14 protein-coding genes are annotated in these 14,774 nt (G+C 72.2%); 6 read left to right on the top strand and 8 right to left on the bottom strand.

The window, feature by feature from the left end; translation table 11 throughout:
• Positions 1-48: 48 nt before the first annotated feature.
• From ASD48_RS32280 to ASD48_RS32255, 6 genes are all read right to left on the bottom strand, one after another.
• Positions 49-1,401, bottom strand: a complete 1,353-nt coding sequence (locus ASD48_RS32280; protein WP_057605347.1) for an MFS transporter — start codon at positions 1,399-1,401, stop codon at positions 49-51.
• A 73-nt stretch (positions 1,402-1,474) separates the two neighbouring features.
• Entirely contained in the window at positions 1,475-1,918 is a 444-nt protein-coding gene (locus ASD48_RS32275; protein WP_057605346.1) for a VOC family protein, read from the bottom strand.
• Positions 1,919-1,989: 71 nt separating this feature from the next.
• Positions 1,990-3,066: an alpha/beta hydrolase gene (locus ASD48_RS32270; RefSeq protein WP_057605345.1), complete on the bottom strand. Its 1,077-nt coding sequence runs from the start codon at positions 3,064-3,066 to the stop codon at positions 1,990-1,992.
• 353 nt (positions 3,067-3,419) lie between these two features.
• Positions 3,420-3,983 (bottom strand): CGNR zinc finger domain-containing protein, encoded by a 564-nt coding sequence (locus ASD48_RS32265; protein WP_057605344.1) that lies wholly within the window; start codon positions 3,981-3,983, stop codon positions 3,420-3,422.
• A gap of 159 nt (positions 3,984-4,142) precedes the next feature.
• Entirely contained in the window at positions 4,143-4,790 is a 648-nt protein-coding gene (locus tag ASD48_RS32260; RefSeq protein WP_057605343.1) for a response regulator transcription factor, read from the bottom strand.
• Positions 4,787-6,154: a histidine kinase gene (locus ASD48_RS32255; RefSeq protein WP_057605342.1), complete on the bottom strand. Its 1,368-nt coding sequence runs from the start codon at positions 6,152-6,154 to the stop codon at positions 4,787-4,789. Before ASD48_RS32255 ends, ASD48_RS32260 begins: the two co-directional genes overlap by 4 nt.
• A gap of 309 nt (positions 6,155-6,463) precedes the next feature.
• On the opposite strand from ASD48_RS32255, the gene ASD48_RS32250 reads away from it, so the two are divergent.
• The 3 genes from ASD48_RS32250 (at position 6,464) to htpG (ending at position 9,996) form a co-directional block, all read left to right on the top strand.
• Positions 6,464-7,240, top strand: coding sequence for a class I SAM-dependent methyltransferase (locus ASD48_RS32250; RefSeq protein ID WP_057605341.1), 777 nt, complete (start codon positions 6,464-6,466; stop codon positions 7,238-7,240).
• Between the two features lie 68 nt (positions 7,241-7,308).
• On the top strand, positions 7,309-7,959 hold the full coding sequence (locus ASD48_RS32245; RefSeq protein WP_242432800.1) for a hypothetical protein: 651 nt from the start codon (positions 7,309-7,311) through the stop codon (positions 7,957-7,959).
• 111 nt (positions 7,960-8,070) lie between these two features.
• Positions 8,071-9,996 carry a molecular chaperone HtpG gene (gene htpG, locus ASD48_RS32240; RefSeq protein ID WP_057605340.1) on the top strand — a complete coding sequence of 642 codons (1,926 nt, stop codon included), beginning with the start codon at positions 8,071-8,073 and terminating at the stop codon, positions 9,994-9,996.
• A gap of 268 nt (positions 9,997-10,264) precedes the next feature.
• Here htpG and ASD48_RS32235 read toward each other — a convergent pair whose 3' ends face one another.
• Positions 10,265-11,044 carry a DeoR/GlpR family DNA-binding transcription regulator gene (locus ASD48_RS32235; RefSeq protein ID WP_057605339.1) on the bottom strand — a complete coding sequence of 260 codons (780 nt, stop codon included), beginning with the start codon at positions 11,042-11,044 and terminating at the stop codon, positions 10,265-10,267.
• A gap of 94 nt (positions 11,045-11,138) precedes the next feature.
• Here ASD48_RS32235 and ASD48_RS32230 point away from each other — a divergent pair, with 94 nt between their 5' ends.
• Complete coding sequence (locus tag ASD48_RS32230) at positions 11,139-12,020, top strand: SIS domain-containing protein (RefSeq protein WP_057605338.1); 882 nt, start codon at positions 11,139-11,141, stop codon at positions 12,018-12,020.
• Between the two features lie 27 nt (positions 12,021-12,047).
• Entirely contained in the window at positions 12,048-12,890 is an 843-nt protein-coding gene (locus tag ASD48_RS32225) for a class II fructose-bisphosphate aldolase (RefSeq protein ID WP_057605337.1), read from the top strand.
• Here ASD48_RS32225 and ASD48_RS32220 read toward each other — a convergent pair.
• Positions 12,877-14,016, bottom strand: coding sequence for a methyltransferase (locus tag ASD48_RS32220; protein ID WP_057605336.1), 1,140 nt, complete (start codon positions 14,014-14,016; stop codon positions 12,877-12,879). The genes ASD48_RS32225 and ASD48_RS32220 overlap by 14 nt on opposite strands.
• A 78-nt stretch (positions 14,017-14,094) precedes the next feature.
• On the opposite strand from ASD48_RS32220, the gene ASD48_RS32215 reads away from it, so the two are divergent.
• Positions 14,095-14,757 carry an alpha-ketoglutarate-dependent dioxygenase AlkB gene (locus tag ASD48_RS32215; RefSeq protein ID WP_057605335.1) on the top strand — a complete coding sequence of 221 codons (663 nt, stop codon included), beginning with the start codon at positions 14,095-14,097 and terminating at the stop codon, positions 14,755-14,757.
• Positions 14,758-14,774: the final 17 nt, after the last annotated feature.

Genomic DNA, 14,774 nt, shown 5'->3' with positions numbered 1-14,774 from the left:
GAGGGGAGTCTGCCGGATGGAGCGCGGTCGAGGGGAGGGTGGAGGTCGTCAGCCGGCGGTCGCGCGACGGGTGGCGAAGCCGATCGCCGCGGCCACCCCGGCCAGTACGGCCACGCTGGTGAGGGCTGCGGGCAGGGAGAACCAGTCGGCCATGAAGCCGATGGCGGGCGGGCCCAGGAGCATGCCGCCGTAACCGAGCGTCGAGGCGGTGGCGACGCCGCTCGGGCCGGCCAGTGCGCCCGCGCGTTCCACGGCCACCGGGAAGAGGTTGGCCAGTCCGAGTCCCGCGACCGAGTAGCCGACGAGCGCCGCCCACAGGGCCGGGGCGAGCGCGCCGAGCAGCATCCCCGCAGCCGCCACCCCGCCGCCGATGACCACCGTACGGGTGCGGCCCAGCCGTTCGAGGAGGGTGGTGCCGGTGAGGCGGCCGACCGTCATGGCGAGCGCGAAACACGAGTACCCGGCCGCGGCGACCCCTGCGGAGGACCCCAGGTCCTGCCGCAGGTGCAGGGCGCCCCAGTCGGCCAGGGCTCCTTCGCCGTAGGCGGTGCAGAGGGCGATCAGGCCGAAGACGACGACGAGACGACGGGTGCGGGGCGTCAGCCGGTGCGCGGTCGCCTTCGCGGGCGCCGGATCGGCGAGACCTGGGGTGGAGGGTGCGCGCTCGGGGGTGGAGTGTTCGTCATCGACGGGGGAGTGCTCGGGCCCGGCGGCGGTGGGCCGGCGCCCGGCGGTGGCGTGTTCGGGCCCGTCCGGGGTGTGCTCATGCCCGGCCGGGGTGTGCTCCGGCGACCGGGGCGGCTCCAGTCGGAGCAGTGTGGGTGCCGTGAGCGCGGTGACGAGCAGGCCGATGATCCCGAGGCCCAGCAGATGGTGGGTGGGGGACAGGGATCCCGCGACCAGCCCGCCGAGACCCGCGCCGATCATGCCGCCCAGGCTGAAGGCCGCGTGGAAGGTGGGCATGACCGGCCTGCGCAGCGCCGCGACCAGATCGACGGCGGCGCTGTTGAAGGCGACGTTGATGCTGCCGTACGCCGCGCCGAACAGCAGCAGGACGGCGCCGAGCGCGGTGGCGGAGTGGGTGAGCGGGGGGAGGGTCACGCTGAGGGAGAGCAGCACCGCGCAGACCACGGTGACCGGGTGACTGCCGTAGCGGCTGCACAGGCGCCCGGTGAACATCATCGTGATCACGGCGCCCGCGGAGACCCCGAGGAGCGCGAGACCGAGGGTGCTGGGGGAGGCGCCGGTCTGTTCCTTGATGGCCGGGATGCGGACGACCCATCCGGCGAATACGAAGCCGTCGAGGGCGAAGAACGTGGTCAGGGCGATACGGAGCCGGGTGAGGTCGTTGCCGTGACCCGGCGCCGCGTCGCGTGTTCGGGTTTTGTTTATTTGCGGCACAAAATCAGGCTAGGTGGTGGTCCGGAACCGAACAAGGCCGCCCCTGCCTGTGTCCGGCGGGCGCCGGTCTCCGTCACCGGCCCGGAAAGCGCGTGGTGATCTCCTGGAGCACCCAGCCGTTGCCGTCCGGGTCGCTGAACGAGGCGAACGACGCGTAGCTGCGGCGCTCCGGGTCAGGGCCTGGCACCCGTCCCTCGGTCCCGGCGCGGTGGAACACGCCGCCCGCGTCGTGGAACACCTCGCTCACCGTCACACCCCGTTCGACCAGTTCGGCCCGGGCCGCCTCGATGTCCCGGACGACCAGATGCAGGCCTTCGGCGGACCCCGGCGCGGCCGCGCTCAGCCCGGCGCCGAAGATGACCGACGCCGAGGAGCCCGGCGGGGTCACCTGGACGACCCGTAGGCCGTCGTCGGTGGTGAAGTCGGCGTCCAGCCGCCAGTCCAGTTGCCGGTAGAAGCGCTTGGCGCGGTCCACGTCGGAGACCGGCACGACGACGACCTCGAGTTTCATGTCCATCACTTGCAGTCCTGTCTGCCGAAAGGGAGGAGAGGGGAGAGGAGGGCGGAGGGGGTGCCGGGATCCCGGCGTCAGGCGCCCGCGAGACGGTTCGCCTCGAGGACGGCTTCGGCGAATGCCCCGGGGGCCTCCTGGGGCACGTTGTGGCCGATCCCGGTCAGGGTGTGGTGCGCGTAGGGGCCGGTGAACCTGTCGCGGTAGGCCGTGCCGTCGCCCGCGGGGGTGAAGGGGTCCTTCTCGCCGTCGAGGGTCACGGTGGGTACGGCGATGGCGGGTCCTGCGGCGAGCCGCTGCTCCAGCCCGTCGTAGCGACCGTCCCCCTCGGCCAGGCCCAGCCGCCAGCGATAGTTGTGGATCACGATGTCGACGTGGTCCGGATTGTCGAAGGCGGTCGCGGTGCGCTCGAAGGTGGCCTCGTCGAAGTGCCAGGTCGGGGAGTTGAACGTCCACACCAGCCGGGCCAGGTCCCGTGTGTTGTCGTGCAGTCCCTGCCGGCCCCGCTCGGTGGCGAAGTAGTACTGGTACCACCACGCCCACTCGGCCTTGGGGGCCAGCGGCAGCCGCTGGCGCTCGCGGTTGGTGATCAGATAGCCGGTCACGGAGACGAGCGCCCGACAGCGCTCCGGCCACAGCGCGGCGATGATGTCGGCCGTCCGTGACCCCCAGTCGAAACCGGCGAGGACCGCCCGCTCGATCCGCAGTGCGTCCAGCAGCGCGACGATGTCGAGCGCCACCACCGACTGCTGCGCGTTGCGGAACGTCGTGCTCGACAGGAAGGTCGTCGTGCCGTGACCGCGCAGGTACGGGACGATCACCCGGTGGCCCCGCGCCGCCAGCAGCGGGGCCACCTCGGCGAAGCTGTGGATGTCGTAGGGCCAGCCGTGCAGCAGGACGACGGCGGGTCCGTGGGCGGGGCCGGTCTCCACGTAGCCGATGTCCAACTCACCGGCGCGGACCTGCTTCAGCCGCCCGAAACCGCCCGGCGCCCCGGGGCCGGAGGCCGCCTCGGCTGCGGAGGTTCCCCCGGTCGTGGGAAGCGATCCGGGAGTGGGGACCGCCCCGGCGGCTGTGGGCAGCCCCGCCATCGACGCACCGGCGGCGCTCACGCCCACCCCCACGGCCTTGCCGAAACCTCGCCTCGTGAACATCTGGAGCCTTTCCGTCGGTCGGACGCGGCACGAACGTGGCACGACACTGACACGGCGTGCGTCACCTGTCAAACCGGTGACGCAGGATCCTGTGCATGACGAAAGGCCCGCCGGTGGCGGGCCCTTGGGGTTCGGGTACGAGGTGGATGGCGACGCGGATGACGGCGCGGATGACGTGGGTCACGACGTCGAAGTGGCTCTGCCGACGCTCTCGCGGCGAGGTCCGGCGAGGTCCGGTGAGCGCCTGTGGCGGGCCTCGGGGAAGGCTCGGTGTGCGCGGTGTGTGCGGAGTCCGCTCGGTGCGACCGGTTGGGGCGGGTGCGACTCGTGGCAACCGGGTGGGGCGGTTCGGCTCAGTGGGAGGCGGTCGCCTGCGGCTGCTTCTTGCGGGCGCGATAGGCCGCGGCCTTGAGCTTGTTGCCGCAGGATTCCATGCCGCACCACTGCCGGCGCATGCCGCGCGAGCGGTCGATGTAGATCCTGGTGCACTCGGGGTTGCCGCACTCCTTGAGCAGGGGCACATCCGGCCCGCTCAGGAGCTCGACGGCGTGCCGCGCCACGGTGGCCAGCGCTTGTTCCGGGGTCGCGTTCGTCCACCGCCCCGTCTCGGTGAGCTGGGGCGTCGCGGGAGTCCCGCGGGCCGCGCCGTTCACCGCGGCGAGCGCCTCGGGGTGGTAGGCCTCCCCCAGGCGGCGGGTGGTGACCAGGTCGTAGACGGCTTCCCGCAGCGCGATCGCCTGCGCCACGTCGGCCTCGCTGCTGGGGGTCACCGCGTCGACGACCGCGGACTCGACGTACCAGGCCTCCAGGCGGCTCGGCGTCGCGAACATCTCGAACCGGAGCGACCGCCGCGCGCGGAGCGTCGCGGCGAAGTCGAGGGCCGGGTTCCCGCAGACGAAGACATGGTCCAGATTCACGTCACCATCTTGACAGGTGACATGAGAGCTTGCAAGGCTTGTCACCTGCCAGACCGGTGACGGGCCTTGGAGGGTGGTGCGTCGACGGCGGGTGGTCGACCGTGCCCGGCCGATGGCGCGGGCCGGGTGAGGGCATCCCGGCCTCGCCGTGCCGCGTCGTCACGACAGCAGCCGTCTCTCCTTGGCGACCGCCACCGCGCCCGACCGCGTCTCCACCCCCAACTTGCCGTAGATCCGCCCGAGATGGGTTTTGACCGTCGCCTCGCTGATGAACAGCGCCCGGGCGATTTCCCGGTTGCCCAGGCCGCGGGCCAGCTGGGCGAGGATCTCGTGCTCACGGGCGGACAGGGTGGGGCGCGGACTGCGCATCCTGGTCAGCAGACGGTCGGCGACGGGCGCCGACAGTGCGGTCCGGCCGGCCGCCGCGCTGCGGATCGCCGCGAAGAGTTCGTCCGGCCGCTCGGCCTTGAGCAGGTAACCGGTGGCGCCCGCCTCGATGGCGCGGGTGATGTCGGCGTCCGTGTCGAACATCGTGAGCACCAGGACCCGGGGACCCGCCTCCGGTCCGCCGGTCAGGCGCCGTGTGGCCGCCACGCCGTCCATGCCGCCGTCGAGCTGAAGATCCATCAGCACCACGTCGGGGCGCAGCCGGGCGGCCAGGGCGAGTGCTTCCTCGCCGGTGCCCGCCTCCCCGACCACGTCGATGCCGTCGGCACTGGACAGCAGGGCACGCAGTCCGGCCCGGACGACGGCATGGTCGTCGCACAGCAGCAGCCGGACGGGCGGCGGGGGTACGGACGCGCTCACGGGATGGGCACCTCGCGAAGATCGGGGACGAACGAGATCAAGGGCACGGCGACGGTGACGACGGTGCCCTCGCCCGGGGTGGACTCGACGCTGAGCGTGCCGCCCGCCTGCCGGGCCCGGATCCGCATGGCCGGCAGCCCGTGCCCACGCGTGCCGTCCTGTTCCCGCACCGGAGCGGGTTCCGGGGCAGGCGCTCCGGCGACGGCACCGCGTGGGCAGGCCGGTTCGCCGGGGCCTGGCCCCGGACCGTGCTCCGGCTGCGGACCCGGCCCCGGTCCCGGCTGCGGCCCCGGCCCCGGTCCCGGCTGCGGCCCCGGCCCCGGTCCCGGCCCGAATCCGCGCCCGTTGTCGGCCACGTCCAGTGAGACCAGGTCGTCCAGGCAGGTAAGGGTCAGGACACCCCGGGTCGCCGCCGAGTGTTCGCGTACGTTGGCCAACGCCCCCTGGGCGATGCGCAGGAGCGCCGCCTCGACCCGTTCGGGCAGCGGGCCCGGGTCGCCGTCGAGACGGAATTCCAGGGCCAGACCCGGTCCGCTCTCACGTGCGGCGAGCAGCGCGAGCGCGTCGGGGAGCGTGTGCGCGGCGAGGTCGGCCGGCGCCAGGTCGTGCACGAACCGGCGGGCCTCGGCGAGGCCCCGGGAGGAGATCTCGGCGGCCTCGCGCACGTGCTTCCGGGCCGAGTCCGGGTCCGACTCCCAGACGCGCTCCGCCGCGTGCAGCAGCATCCGCTGGCTGGACAGGCCCTGCGCGAGGGTGTCGTGGATCTCCGTGGACAGCCGCTGACGCTCCGCGAGGACACCCGCCTGCCGCTCGGAGGCCGCGAGGTCGCGGCGGGTACGGACCAGATCGTCGATCAGCACCCGCTGCCGGGCACCCTGGCGCTGCAGATGCACCATCACGGCGGTGGCCACCGCGGCGACCGCCGGCGGGGCCAGGACCATGTTGGGATTGAGCGCGCCGTCGGCCACACGCACCTCCGAGACCACGACCAGCGCGGTGAGCACGGCGGCGAGCGGCACCGCGATCCGGGTCGGCAACGCGTGCAGGCCGGCGAAGAGCAGCGGCATGGCGCACCAGGTCGCGCTCGGCGCGAGCACCAGGAGAATCACCCAGACGGCCGAGACCGAGCCCAGCCACGCAAGATGGCGCGAGGACGGCGCGGAACCGGGCCGGGGTGCCGGGGCCAGGACCCGTCCGAGGACGTAGAGCAGGCAGAAGGCCGCGTACAGCGCCACCACCCAGCCGGTGTGCGCTCCGCCCCGGTCGCGGCTCAGGAAGCGGACGAACGACGAGCCGAGCAGCACGAAAAACGCGAGGTGAACGACGGTGCCCAGCCAGCGCTCGTCCGGATCGGTGTGTCTCATCCTCCGTGTCTAACGCGACGGACGCCCGATCGCATCAACCGATCGGCTGACATCCGGATCGCCCGAACCGGCCGGCCGGCCGAGACGGTCGAACGAGGCGGACACGCCGGACCGACGCGAGGCTGGAAACAGGCATCCCGCACCGTGCGGGAGGCGCCGTTCGAGGACCGCGCGACCGCCGGAAACCGTGCGACCGCCGGGAACCGCGCCTCTGCCGGGACTGCGCCACAGCCCGGGACGGCGCGATCGCCGACAACGTCACGAACGTCACGCAGCTCGAGAACACCGCTCGGAAAGGCCGGGAATCGTATGCCTGCCAAGAAGCTCACCGTCAACCGCGCGGCCCTCGGTCACCGCATCGGGTACGCCCTGCGCCACCCGGACCGGGTGCCCCGCCATGTAGCCCGCGCCGCGCGGGACCTGTGGCTGAGCCGCCGCCATCAGGATCACGTCTCCTACTACCGCGCGGTCATGCGCTCCGACACCCGCGCCGATCCGGACGCGGCGGTCGGCAGCCGCAGCCGTGAACGCTGGCTCGCCCTCGGGGCCATGCAGTTCGACTACCTGCTCGGACACGGTCTGCGTCCGGAGCACCGCATGCTGGAGATAGGCTGCGGCAACCTGCGGGGCGGCTGGCGGTTCATCCGGCACCTGGAACCCGGCAACTACCACGGCATCGACATCTCGCCCGACATTCTGGTGGCAGCGCAGGACACGATCGTGGAGATGGGGCTGCAGCAACGGCTGCCGACGCTGACGCCGGTGCGCGACCTGACACTGCGGTTCCTGCCCGACGCCCACTTCGACGTGGTGCACGCGCACAGCGTCTTCTCGCACTCGCCGCTCCCGGTCATCGACGAGTGCCTGGCCAACGTGGGGCGGGTGCTCGCGCCGGGCGGCTGGTTCGACTTCACCTTCGACCGCACGGAGGGCGAGGAACACCAGGTGCTGCGCGAGGACTTCTACTACCGCACCGACACCCTCGTGGCCCTGGCCGAGAAGCACGGCCTGCGAGCCGACTTCATGGACGACTGGGAGGAACTCCCGCACGGCCAGTCCAAGATCCGCGTCACTCATGGGACCTGACCTGACCTGACCTGCCTTGCGCTGCCCTGACCGGCCGCGCGCGGGATCGCCTGGGGGACCATAGGGGCATGCGGATGCACGGAGAGCGGCTGCGGGCGCTGGCGGGGGCGGTGTTGCTGGCGGGGGTCGCGGTGGCCTGCGGCGGGCCGGGGGACGGCGGGGGGTCGGCGACCGTCACGGACACGGCGCCCGCCATGGGCACGGCCACTGGCGCCGGCACGGGGACCGATGCATCGCCGACCGCGCCGACTGCACCGTTCTCACCGACCGCACCGGCCCCTCGGTTCGACGAGGAGATCGGGCTGCCCGACGGCCGGCACGTGGGCATGACGTACGTCGAGGGCCGCGGGCTCGTGGAACGGCACCGGGACGCGGACACGCGCGTGTGGAGCGCGCCGCGCGTGGTGTACGCGACCGCGACGGACCGGTGCCAGAGCCTCACGCTCAAGGCGTTCGACGGGACGGTCGCCGTCATCGCGGACTGGGGCGACTACTGCTACGACGGCGAACCGCCCATGGAGTCGATCGCGGCCGTCGGTACGGCGGACCTCACCCGGTGGGACACGAAACTCACCCAGAGCTTCGACGGCTGGTCCAAGGTCGCCCCCGTGGGCGGCTCGGAGGACCTCGTCTTCACCCGCAGTTCCACCGAGTGGCTGACCCGGCTCCGGTGGAGCGGAGCGGAAGGCTTCGCACAAGTGGAGGAGATCCGGCGCTGATCGCCCGCGTCCGGACGATCACGAACAGCGAGCACCGCAGTCTGACTTGGTGTTTTACAGTGGCTCTCGCCAGTCCAGGAGACTCCGGAACCTGTGAGGTACACGCCCATCATGTCGACAGAAACGTTTGAGTTCCAGGTAGAGGCCCGTCAGCTGTTGCAGCTGATGATCCATTCGGTCTACTCGAACAAGGACGTCTTTCTCCGCGAGCTCGTCTCCAACGCCTCCGACGCGCTGGACAAGCTGCGTCTCGCCGCGCTGCGGGACGACACGCTCGACGCCGACGTCTCGGACCCGCACATCGAGATCGAGATCGACGACGCCTCCCGCACCCTGACGGTGCGGGACAACGGCATCGGAATGTCGTACGACGAGGTCGGCCGGCTCATCGGCACGATCGCCAACTCGGGCACGGCGACGTTCGCGCAGGAGTTGCGCGAGGCCCAGGAGGAGGCCGGGGCCGAGGGACTCATCGGGCAGTTCGGCGTCGGCTTCTACTCCGGCTTCATGGTGGCCGACGAGATGACGCTGCTGACCCGGCGGGCCGGTGAGAGCCAGGGCACCCGCTGGTCGTCGCGCGGTGAGGGCACCTACACGCTGGCGAGGGTGGACGACGCGCCGCAGGGCACGACGGTCACGCTGCACCTCAAGCCGGCCGACGCCGACGACCAGTTGCACGACTACACCGCGGAACGGACGATCAAGGAGATCGTCAAGCGCTACTCGGACTTCATCACCTGGCCCATCAGGCTGGTCCCGAAGGCGGTCGACGGCGACACCGCCGACGCCGAGGGGGCCGCGGACACGGCGCCCGAACCCGAGACGCTGAACTCGATGAAGGCCCTGTGGGCGCGCTCGCGCGACGAGGTGTCCGACGACGAATACCACGAGCTGTACAAGCACATCAGCCACGACTGGCGCGAACCGCTGGAGACCGTCCGGCTCCAGGCGGAGGGCACCTTCGAGTACCAGGCGCTGCTGTTCCTCCCCTCGCACGCCCCGCACGACCTGTACAACCAGAACTACCAGCGCGGTGTGCAGCTGTATGTGAAGCGCGTCTTCATCATGGACGACTGCGAGGCGCTGCTGCCGTCCTACCTGCGGTTCGTCAAGGGCGTGGTGGACGCGGCGGACCTGTCGCTGAACGTCTCGCGCGAGATCCTCCAGCAGGACCGGCACATCCGGATGATGCAGCGCCGGCTCACCAAGAAGGTCGTCTCCACGGTCAAGGACATGATGACCGCGGCCCCCGACCGCTACGCCACCTTCTGGCGGGAGTTCGGCGCCGTCCTGAAGGAGGGACTGCTGACCGACTCCGACAACCGCGACACCCTGCTCGCCGTCTCGTCGTTCGCGACCACGCACAGCGCGGAGGAACCGACCACGCTGAAGAGTTACGTGGAGCGGATGAAGGACGGTCAGGACGCCGTCTACTACCTGACCGGCGAGTCCCGGCAGAGCATCGAGAACTCCCCGCACATGGAGGCGTTCCGGGCGAAGGGCATCGAGGTCCTGCTCCTCACCGACCCGGTCGACGAGGTGTGGGTCGACGCGGTGGGCGAGTTCGACGGCAAGCCGCTGCGGTCCGTCGCCAAGGGCGAGGTCGACCTCGGTGGGGAGGACGACGAGAACGCCGACGGCGAGCGCGAGAAGCAGGGCGAGGAGTACGCGGGTCTGCTCGGCTGGATGAAGGAGCAACTGGGGGAGGACGTCAAGGAGGTGCGGCTCTCGTCCCGCCTCACCGTGTCCCCGGCCTGCATCGTCTCCGACGCGCACGATCTCACCCCGGCGCTGGAGAACATGTACCGCGCGATGGGGCAGGAGGTGCCGCGCGCCCTGCGGATCCTCGAACTCAACCCCGATCACCTGCTCGTGAAGAGCCTGAACCAGGCCTACAAGGAGCGGGAGGACCGTGCCGGGCTCGCCGAGACCGCCGAGCTGCTGCACGGTCTGGCGGTCCTCGCCGAGGGCGGGCGGCCCAAGGAGCCCGGACGGTTCGTGAAGCTGGTGGCGGACCAGCTGGAGCGGGCGCTGTAGCCGCCGCCGCGGGGCCGGGCAGAACCTTCCGCCGGCCCCGCCGCCCGGTCTCACCGGCGGCCGCCGCCGACGAGTGCCGGCCGCAGGCGACGACCGTGGTGGCGACGACCGTGGTGGTCGGGGCGAGGCCGGTCACGTACGACGTCGCTGCTCAGCGGCACCGCACGGTGGCGGGTGGCCGGCAACGGCAGGGCGGCGGCTGGGCGGCGGCACGGCGGTCGGCCGGCCGGCAACGGCGTACGGAGGGCGATGGCGCACAGTCGGCGGTTCAGGCGAGGAGGACCCTGATGCCCGCCTCCTCGAACCGGGCCACCGCCGCCGCGTCGGCCGCCGTGTCCGTGACGAGCGTGTCCACCGTGTCGGCCGCGCAGATCCGGGCGAACGCCCGCCGCCCCAGCTTGCTGGAGTCGGCGGCCACCACCACCCGCTCGGCCCGCTCGCACAGCATCCGGTCGACCGCCGCCTCGGCCTCGTCGTGCGCGGCGGCGCCGTGCGTCACGTCGAAGGACACGACACCGAGCACCGCCACGTCGAGGGTGATCTGACCCAGCACCCCGTCCGCCAGCGGCCCGACCAGCTCGTACGACTGTGACCGCGCCACCCCGCCGGTCACCACGATCTTGAACTGGGGGCGCACCGCAAGCTCCGCCGCGATGTTCAACGCGTTCGTGACCACGGTCAGCGCGGGGGAGCCGGACGCCAGATCGCCGCGCACGGCCAGCGCGCGCGCCACCTCCGTGGTCGTCGTCCCACCGGTCAGCCCGACCGCCTCGCCGGGTGCGACCAGATCGGCCACCGCCCTCGCGATCCGCTGCTTCTCGGTCGCCTGCCGGGCCGTCTTGTAGCGCAACGGCAGCTCGTACGACACCCCGTGCACCACCGCCCCGCCGCGCGTGCGGAGCAGCATCTGCTGCTCGGCGAGCTGGTCGAAGTCACGGCGGATCGTCGCCGCCGACACGGCGAGCTCGGCCGCCGCGTCCTCGACGTCCAGCCGGCCGCGCTCGACGAGCAGCTCCAGCAGTGCCTTCCAGCGGGCGTCACGCGACATCGACGTTCTCCGTTCGCATGCTTGAAGTTGCTCGAATGATGGCTCTATCTTGCATGAACACGCATAGACAGTCACCGTCGGGGAGAGGTGGGGCATGACCCACGTCGAGGACGAACTGACCGACCAGCCCGCGTGCTGGACCCGCGCCGCAGCCGAAGCCGCCCGATACGCAGGCGAGTTGCCGAAGCCGGGGGAGCGGGTGGCGATCGTCGGGTGCGGCACCTCGTACTTCATGGCCCAGGCCGCGGCCGCCCTGCGCGAGGGGGCGGGGCACGGCGAGACCGACGCCTTCGCCGCCTCGGAGTTCCCGCACGCCCGCACCTACGACCGGGTCGTCGCCCTGACCCGGTCCGGCACCACCACCGAGGTCCTCGGCCTGCTCGGCCGGCTGCGCGGACGCACCCGCACGACCGCGATCACCGCCGACCCGCACACCCCGGTCACGGAGTCGGCCGACCACGTCGTGGTCCTGGACTACGCCGACGAACGCTCCGTCGTGCAGACCAGGTTCGCGACCACCGCGCTCACCCTGCTCCGCGCCCATCTCGGCCTGCACGGCGACAGGGTCGTCACCGACGCCCGCACCGCACTCGCCGAGCCGCTTCCCCGAGGGCTCGTGGACTGCGGGCAGTTCACCTTCCTGGGACGCGGCTGGACCGTCGGACTGGCCAACGAGGCCGCGCTGAAGATGCGCGAGGCGTCGCTGTCCTGGGCCGAGGCCTATCCCGCGATGGAGTACCGGCACGGCCCCATCAGCATCGCCAACGCCTCCACCGCGACCTGGATGTTCGGTGAGGCACCCGACGGGCTGGCCCGACAGGTGGGCGCCACCGGCGCGTTGTGGGTGCCGGGTGAACTGGACCCCCTCGCCGAACTGGTCCGCGCCCAGCGCCTCGCCGTGGCCGTCGCGGCCGCCCGCGGCCTCGATCCGGACCGCCCGCGCCACCTCACCCGCTCGGTGATCCTCACCCCCTGAGCCCCCGACTCCCGCAGAGGAGCTGCCGTGCCGCTCACCACCACCGGCGAACTGGTCACCCGGGCGCACGCGGCCCGTAGCGCCGTCGCCGCCTTCAACATCATCACGCTGGAACACGTCGAGGCCGTCATCGACGGCGCGGAGTCCGCCGGCGCGCCCGTCGTCCTCCAGGTCAGCGAGAACGCCGTCGCCTACCGCCGGGGGCAGCTGCTCCCGCTCGCGCGCGCCGCCGCAGCGGCGGCCGAACGGGCCGCCGTACCCGTCGCGTTGCATCTCGACCACGTCCAGAGCGACCCGCTGCTCCGCCGCGCGGCCGACGCGGGCTTCAGTTCGGTCATGTACGACGCCTCCCGTCTGCCGTACGAGGAGAACCTCGCCGCGACCCGTGCCGCCGTCGACCTGGCGCACGCCCGAGGGCTGTGGATCGAGGCCGAGTTGGGGGAGATAGGCGGCAAGGGCGCGCATGCGCCCGGTGCCCGCACCGACCCGGCCGAGGCCCGCGCGTTCGTGGCGGACTCCGGTGTGGACGCCCTGGCCGTCGCCGTCGGCAGTGTCCACGCGATGACCACCCGCACCGCCGTCCTCGACCACAACCTGCTCGAGCGGCTCCGTACGGCCCTCGACGTGCCCCTCGTCCTGCACGGTTCCTCCGGCGTCCCGGACCGCGAGCTGACGGCCGCCGTGACGGGCGGCATCGCCAAGGTCAACATCGGCACCGCGCTCAACCAGGCGATGACCGGCGCGATCCGCGAGCACCTGGGAGCGCATCCGGACGCGGTCGACGCCCGGACCTACCTGAGCGCGGGTCGGGAGGCCATGGCGCGTACCGTCGAGCGGATCGTCACCGGGGTCGGGCTCATCCCCGCCTGACCGCCCTCAGCACGACGAACTTCCGGTCACCGGCCACCAGTTCACTGTTGCCGAACAGCCGCTTCAGCTTCACGTGGTAGCCCAGGTGCCGGTTGCCCACCACCCACAGCTCTCCGCCAGGCCGCAGGGCGCGCCGTGCCCCCGTGAACATCCGCCAGGCCGTGGCGTCCGTCGTCGCCTGGTGGGAGTGGAACGGCGGGTTGTTCAGCACGACGTCGACACTGCCGTCCGCCACCCCCGCCAGCCCGTCCCCGACCCGGAACTCGGCGTGCCCCGGCACCCCGTTCGCCTTGTACGTGGCCTCCGCCGACGCCACCGCCTGGAACGACTCGTCCGTGAACAGCACCTCGGCCTCCGGGTTGGCCAGCGCCACCGCCGTGCCGACGATCCCGTTGCCGCAGCCCAGGTCCACGACCCGACGGGTGCCGCTGGTCGCCGGCAGGTGCTTGAGGAGGAACCGGGTGCCGATGTCGAGCCGGTCGGCGCAGAACACTCCCGCGTGGTTGACGACCGGACGGCCGGAAAGGGCGCCACCGACGTCGTCGGGAAGGTCGTAGACGTACGGCCACGGGTTGACGGGGTGGCGCAGCGACGGGTCCGGCGTGCAGAAGACGAGCCGGGCCTTCTGCTCGGCGAGCGAGGTCCGGGTCGGCCCGAGGATCCGCTCGAACAGCTTCAGCGTCGAGGTGTGGATCTCCTTCACCATGCCGGTGCCGACGACGACCGTGCCCGCGTGCACGGCGGGCGCCAGCCGCAGCAGCTGGTCCTCCAGCAGGGCCAGGCTCTTGGGCACCCGGACCAGGAGGACGTCGATCCGCTCCGGCACCGGGTCCTGGGTGGTGAGCAGCCGGACCGCGCCGGTCCCGACACCGGCCCGCGCCAGATTCGCCCGGGTCGCCTCCTGCCCCAGCCAGGAGTCGGTGATCTGTGTGGGGCGGTGCGCCGCGAGCGCCGTGACCAGCGCTCCCCAGCGGTCGCCGAGCACCACCACCGTGCCGGTCAGCGGGATGTCCTGCTCCGCGAGGTGTCTGAGCAGGTACGCGTCGGATGCGTCCCAGGCGCGCAGCGTCTCGCGCGGATCCTCGGGGTGGCGGGCCAGCGTGACCTCGCCCCACGGCGTCGTCATAGGGTCGTTCATCGTGCTTCAAGGCTAACCGAGCAGCAGCTCAGGCCCGGTGCCGGACTCATGGCGGAGGATGGGTCCATGGACTCCGAGCTGTTTCCGCGGGAACGTGCGCAGGTCGCGCCGGGCGCGGTGCATGTGCCCGACTGGGCGGACCCGGCACACCAGCGTGAGCTGCTCCGGGCCTGCCGGGACTGGGCCCGCCCGCCGGCCGGCCTGCGCACGGTCCGTACACCCGGCGGCGGCACGATGACCGCCCGCCAGGTCTGCCTGGGCTGGCACTGGTACCCGTACGCCTACGCCCGTACGGTCAGCGACGGCGACGGCGCGCCCGTCAAGCCCTTCCCCGCCTGGCTGGGCGAGCTGGGGCGGCGCGCGGTGGCCGACGCGCTGGGACCGGAGCAGGCCCGGGGGGCCGCGTACGACATCGCGCTGATCAACTTCTACGACGGCGACGCCCGGATGGGCATGCACCGCGACGCCGACGAGAAGTCCGACGCGCCCGTGGTCTCCCTCAGCCTCGGCGACACCTGTCTCTTCCGCTTCGGCAACCCGCTGACCCGGACCCGGCCCTACACCGACGTCGAGCTGCGCAGTGGTGATCTGTTCGTGTTCGGGGGGCCGTCGCGGCTCGCGTATCACGGGGTGCCGAAGGTCCTCCCGGGCACCGCGCCGGCCGGCCTCGGCCTGACGGGACGGCTGAACATCACCCTGCGGGTGAGCGGCTTCCCCGGCGCCACCTGAGGAACGGATCATGGGAG

This window comes from Streptomyces sp. Root1310, from assembly GCF_001426425.1.
Classification (GTDB): Bacteria; Actinomycetota; Actinomycetes; order Streptomycetales; family Streptomycetaceae; genus Streptomyces.
This window is presented reverse-complemented; position numbering and strand designations above follow the sequence as displayed.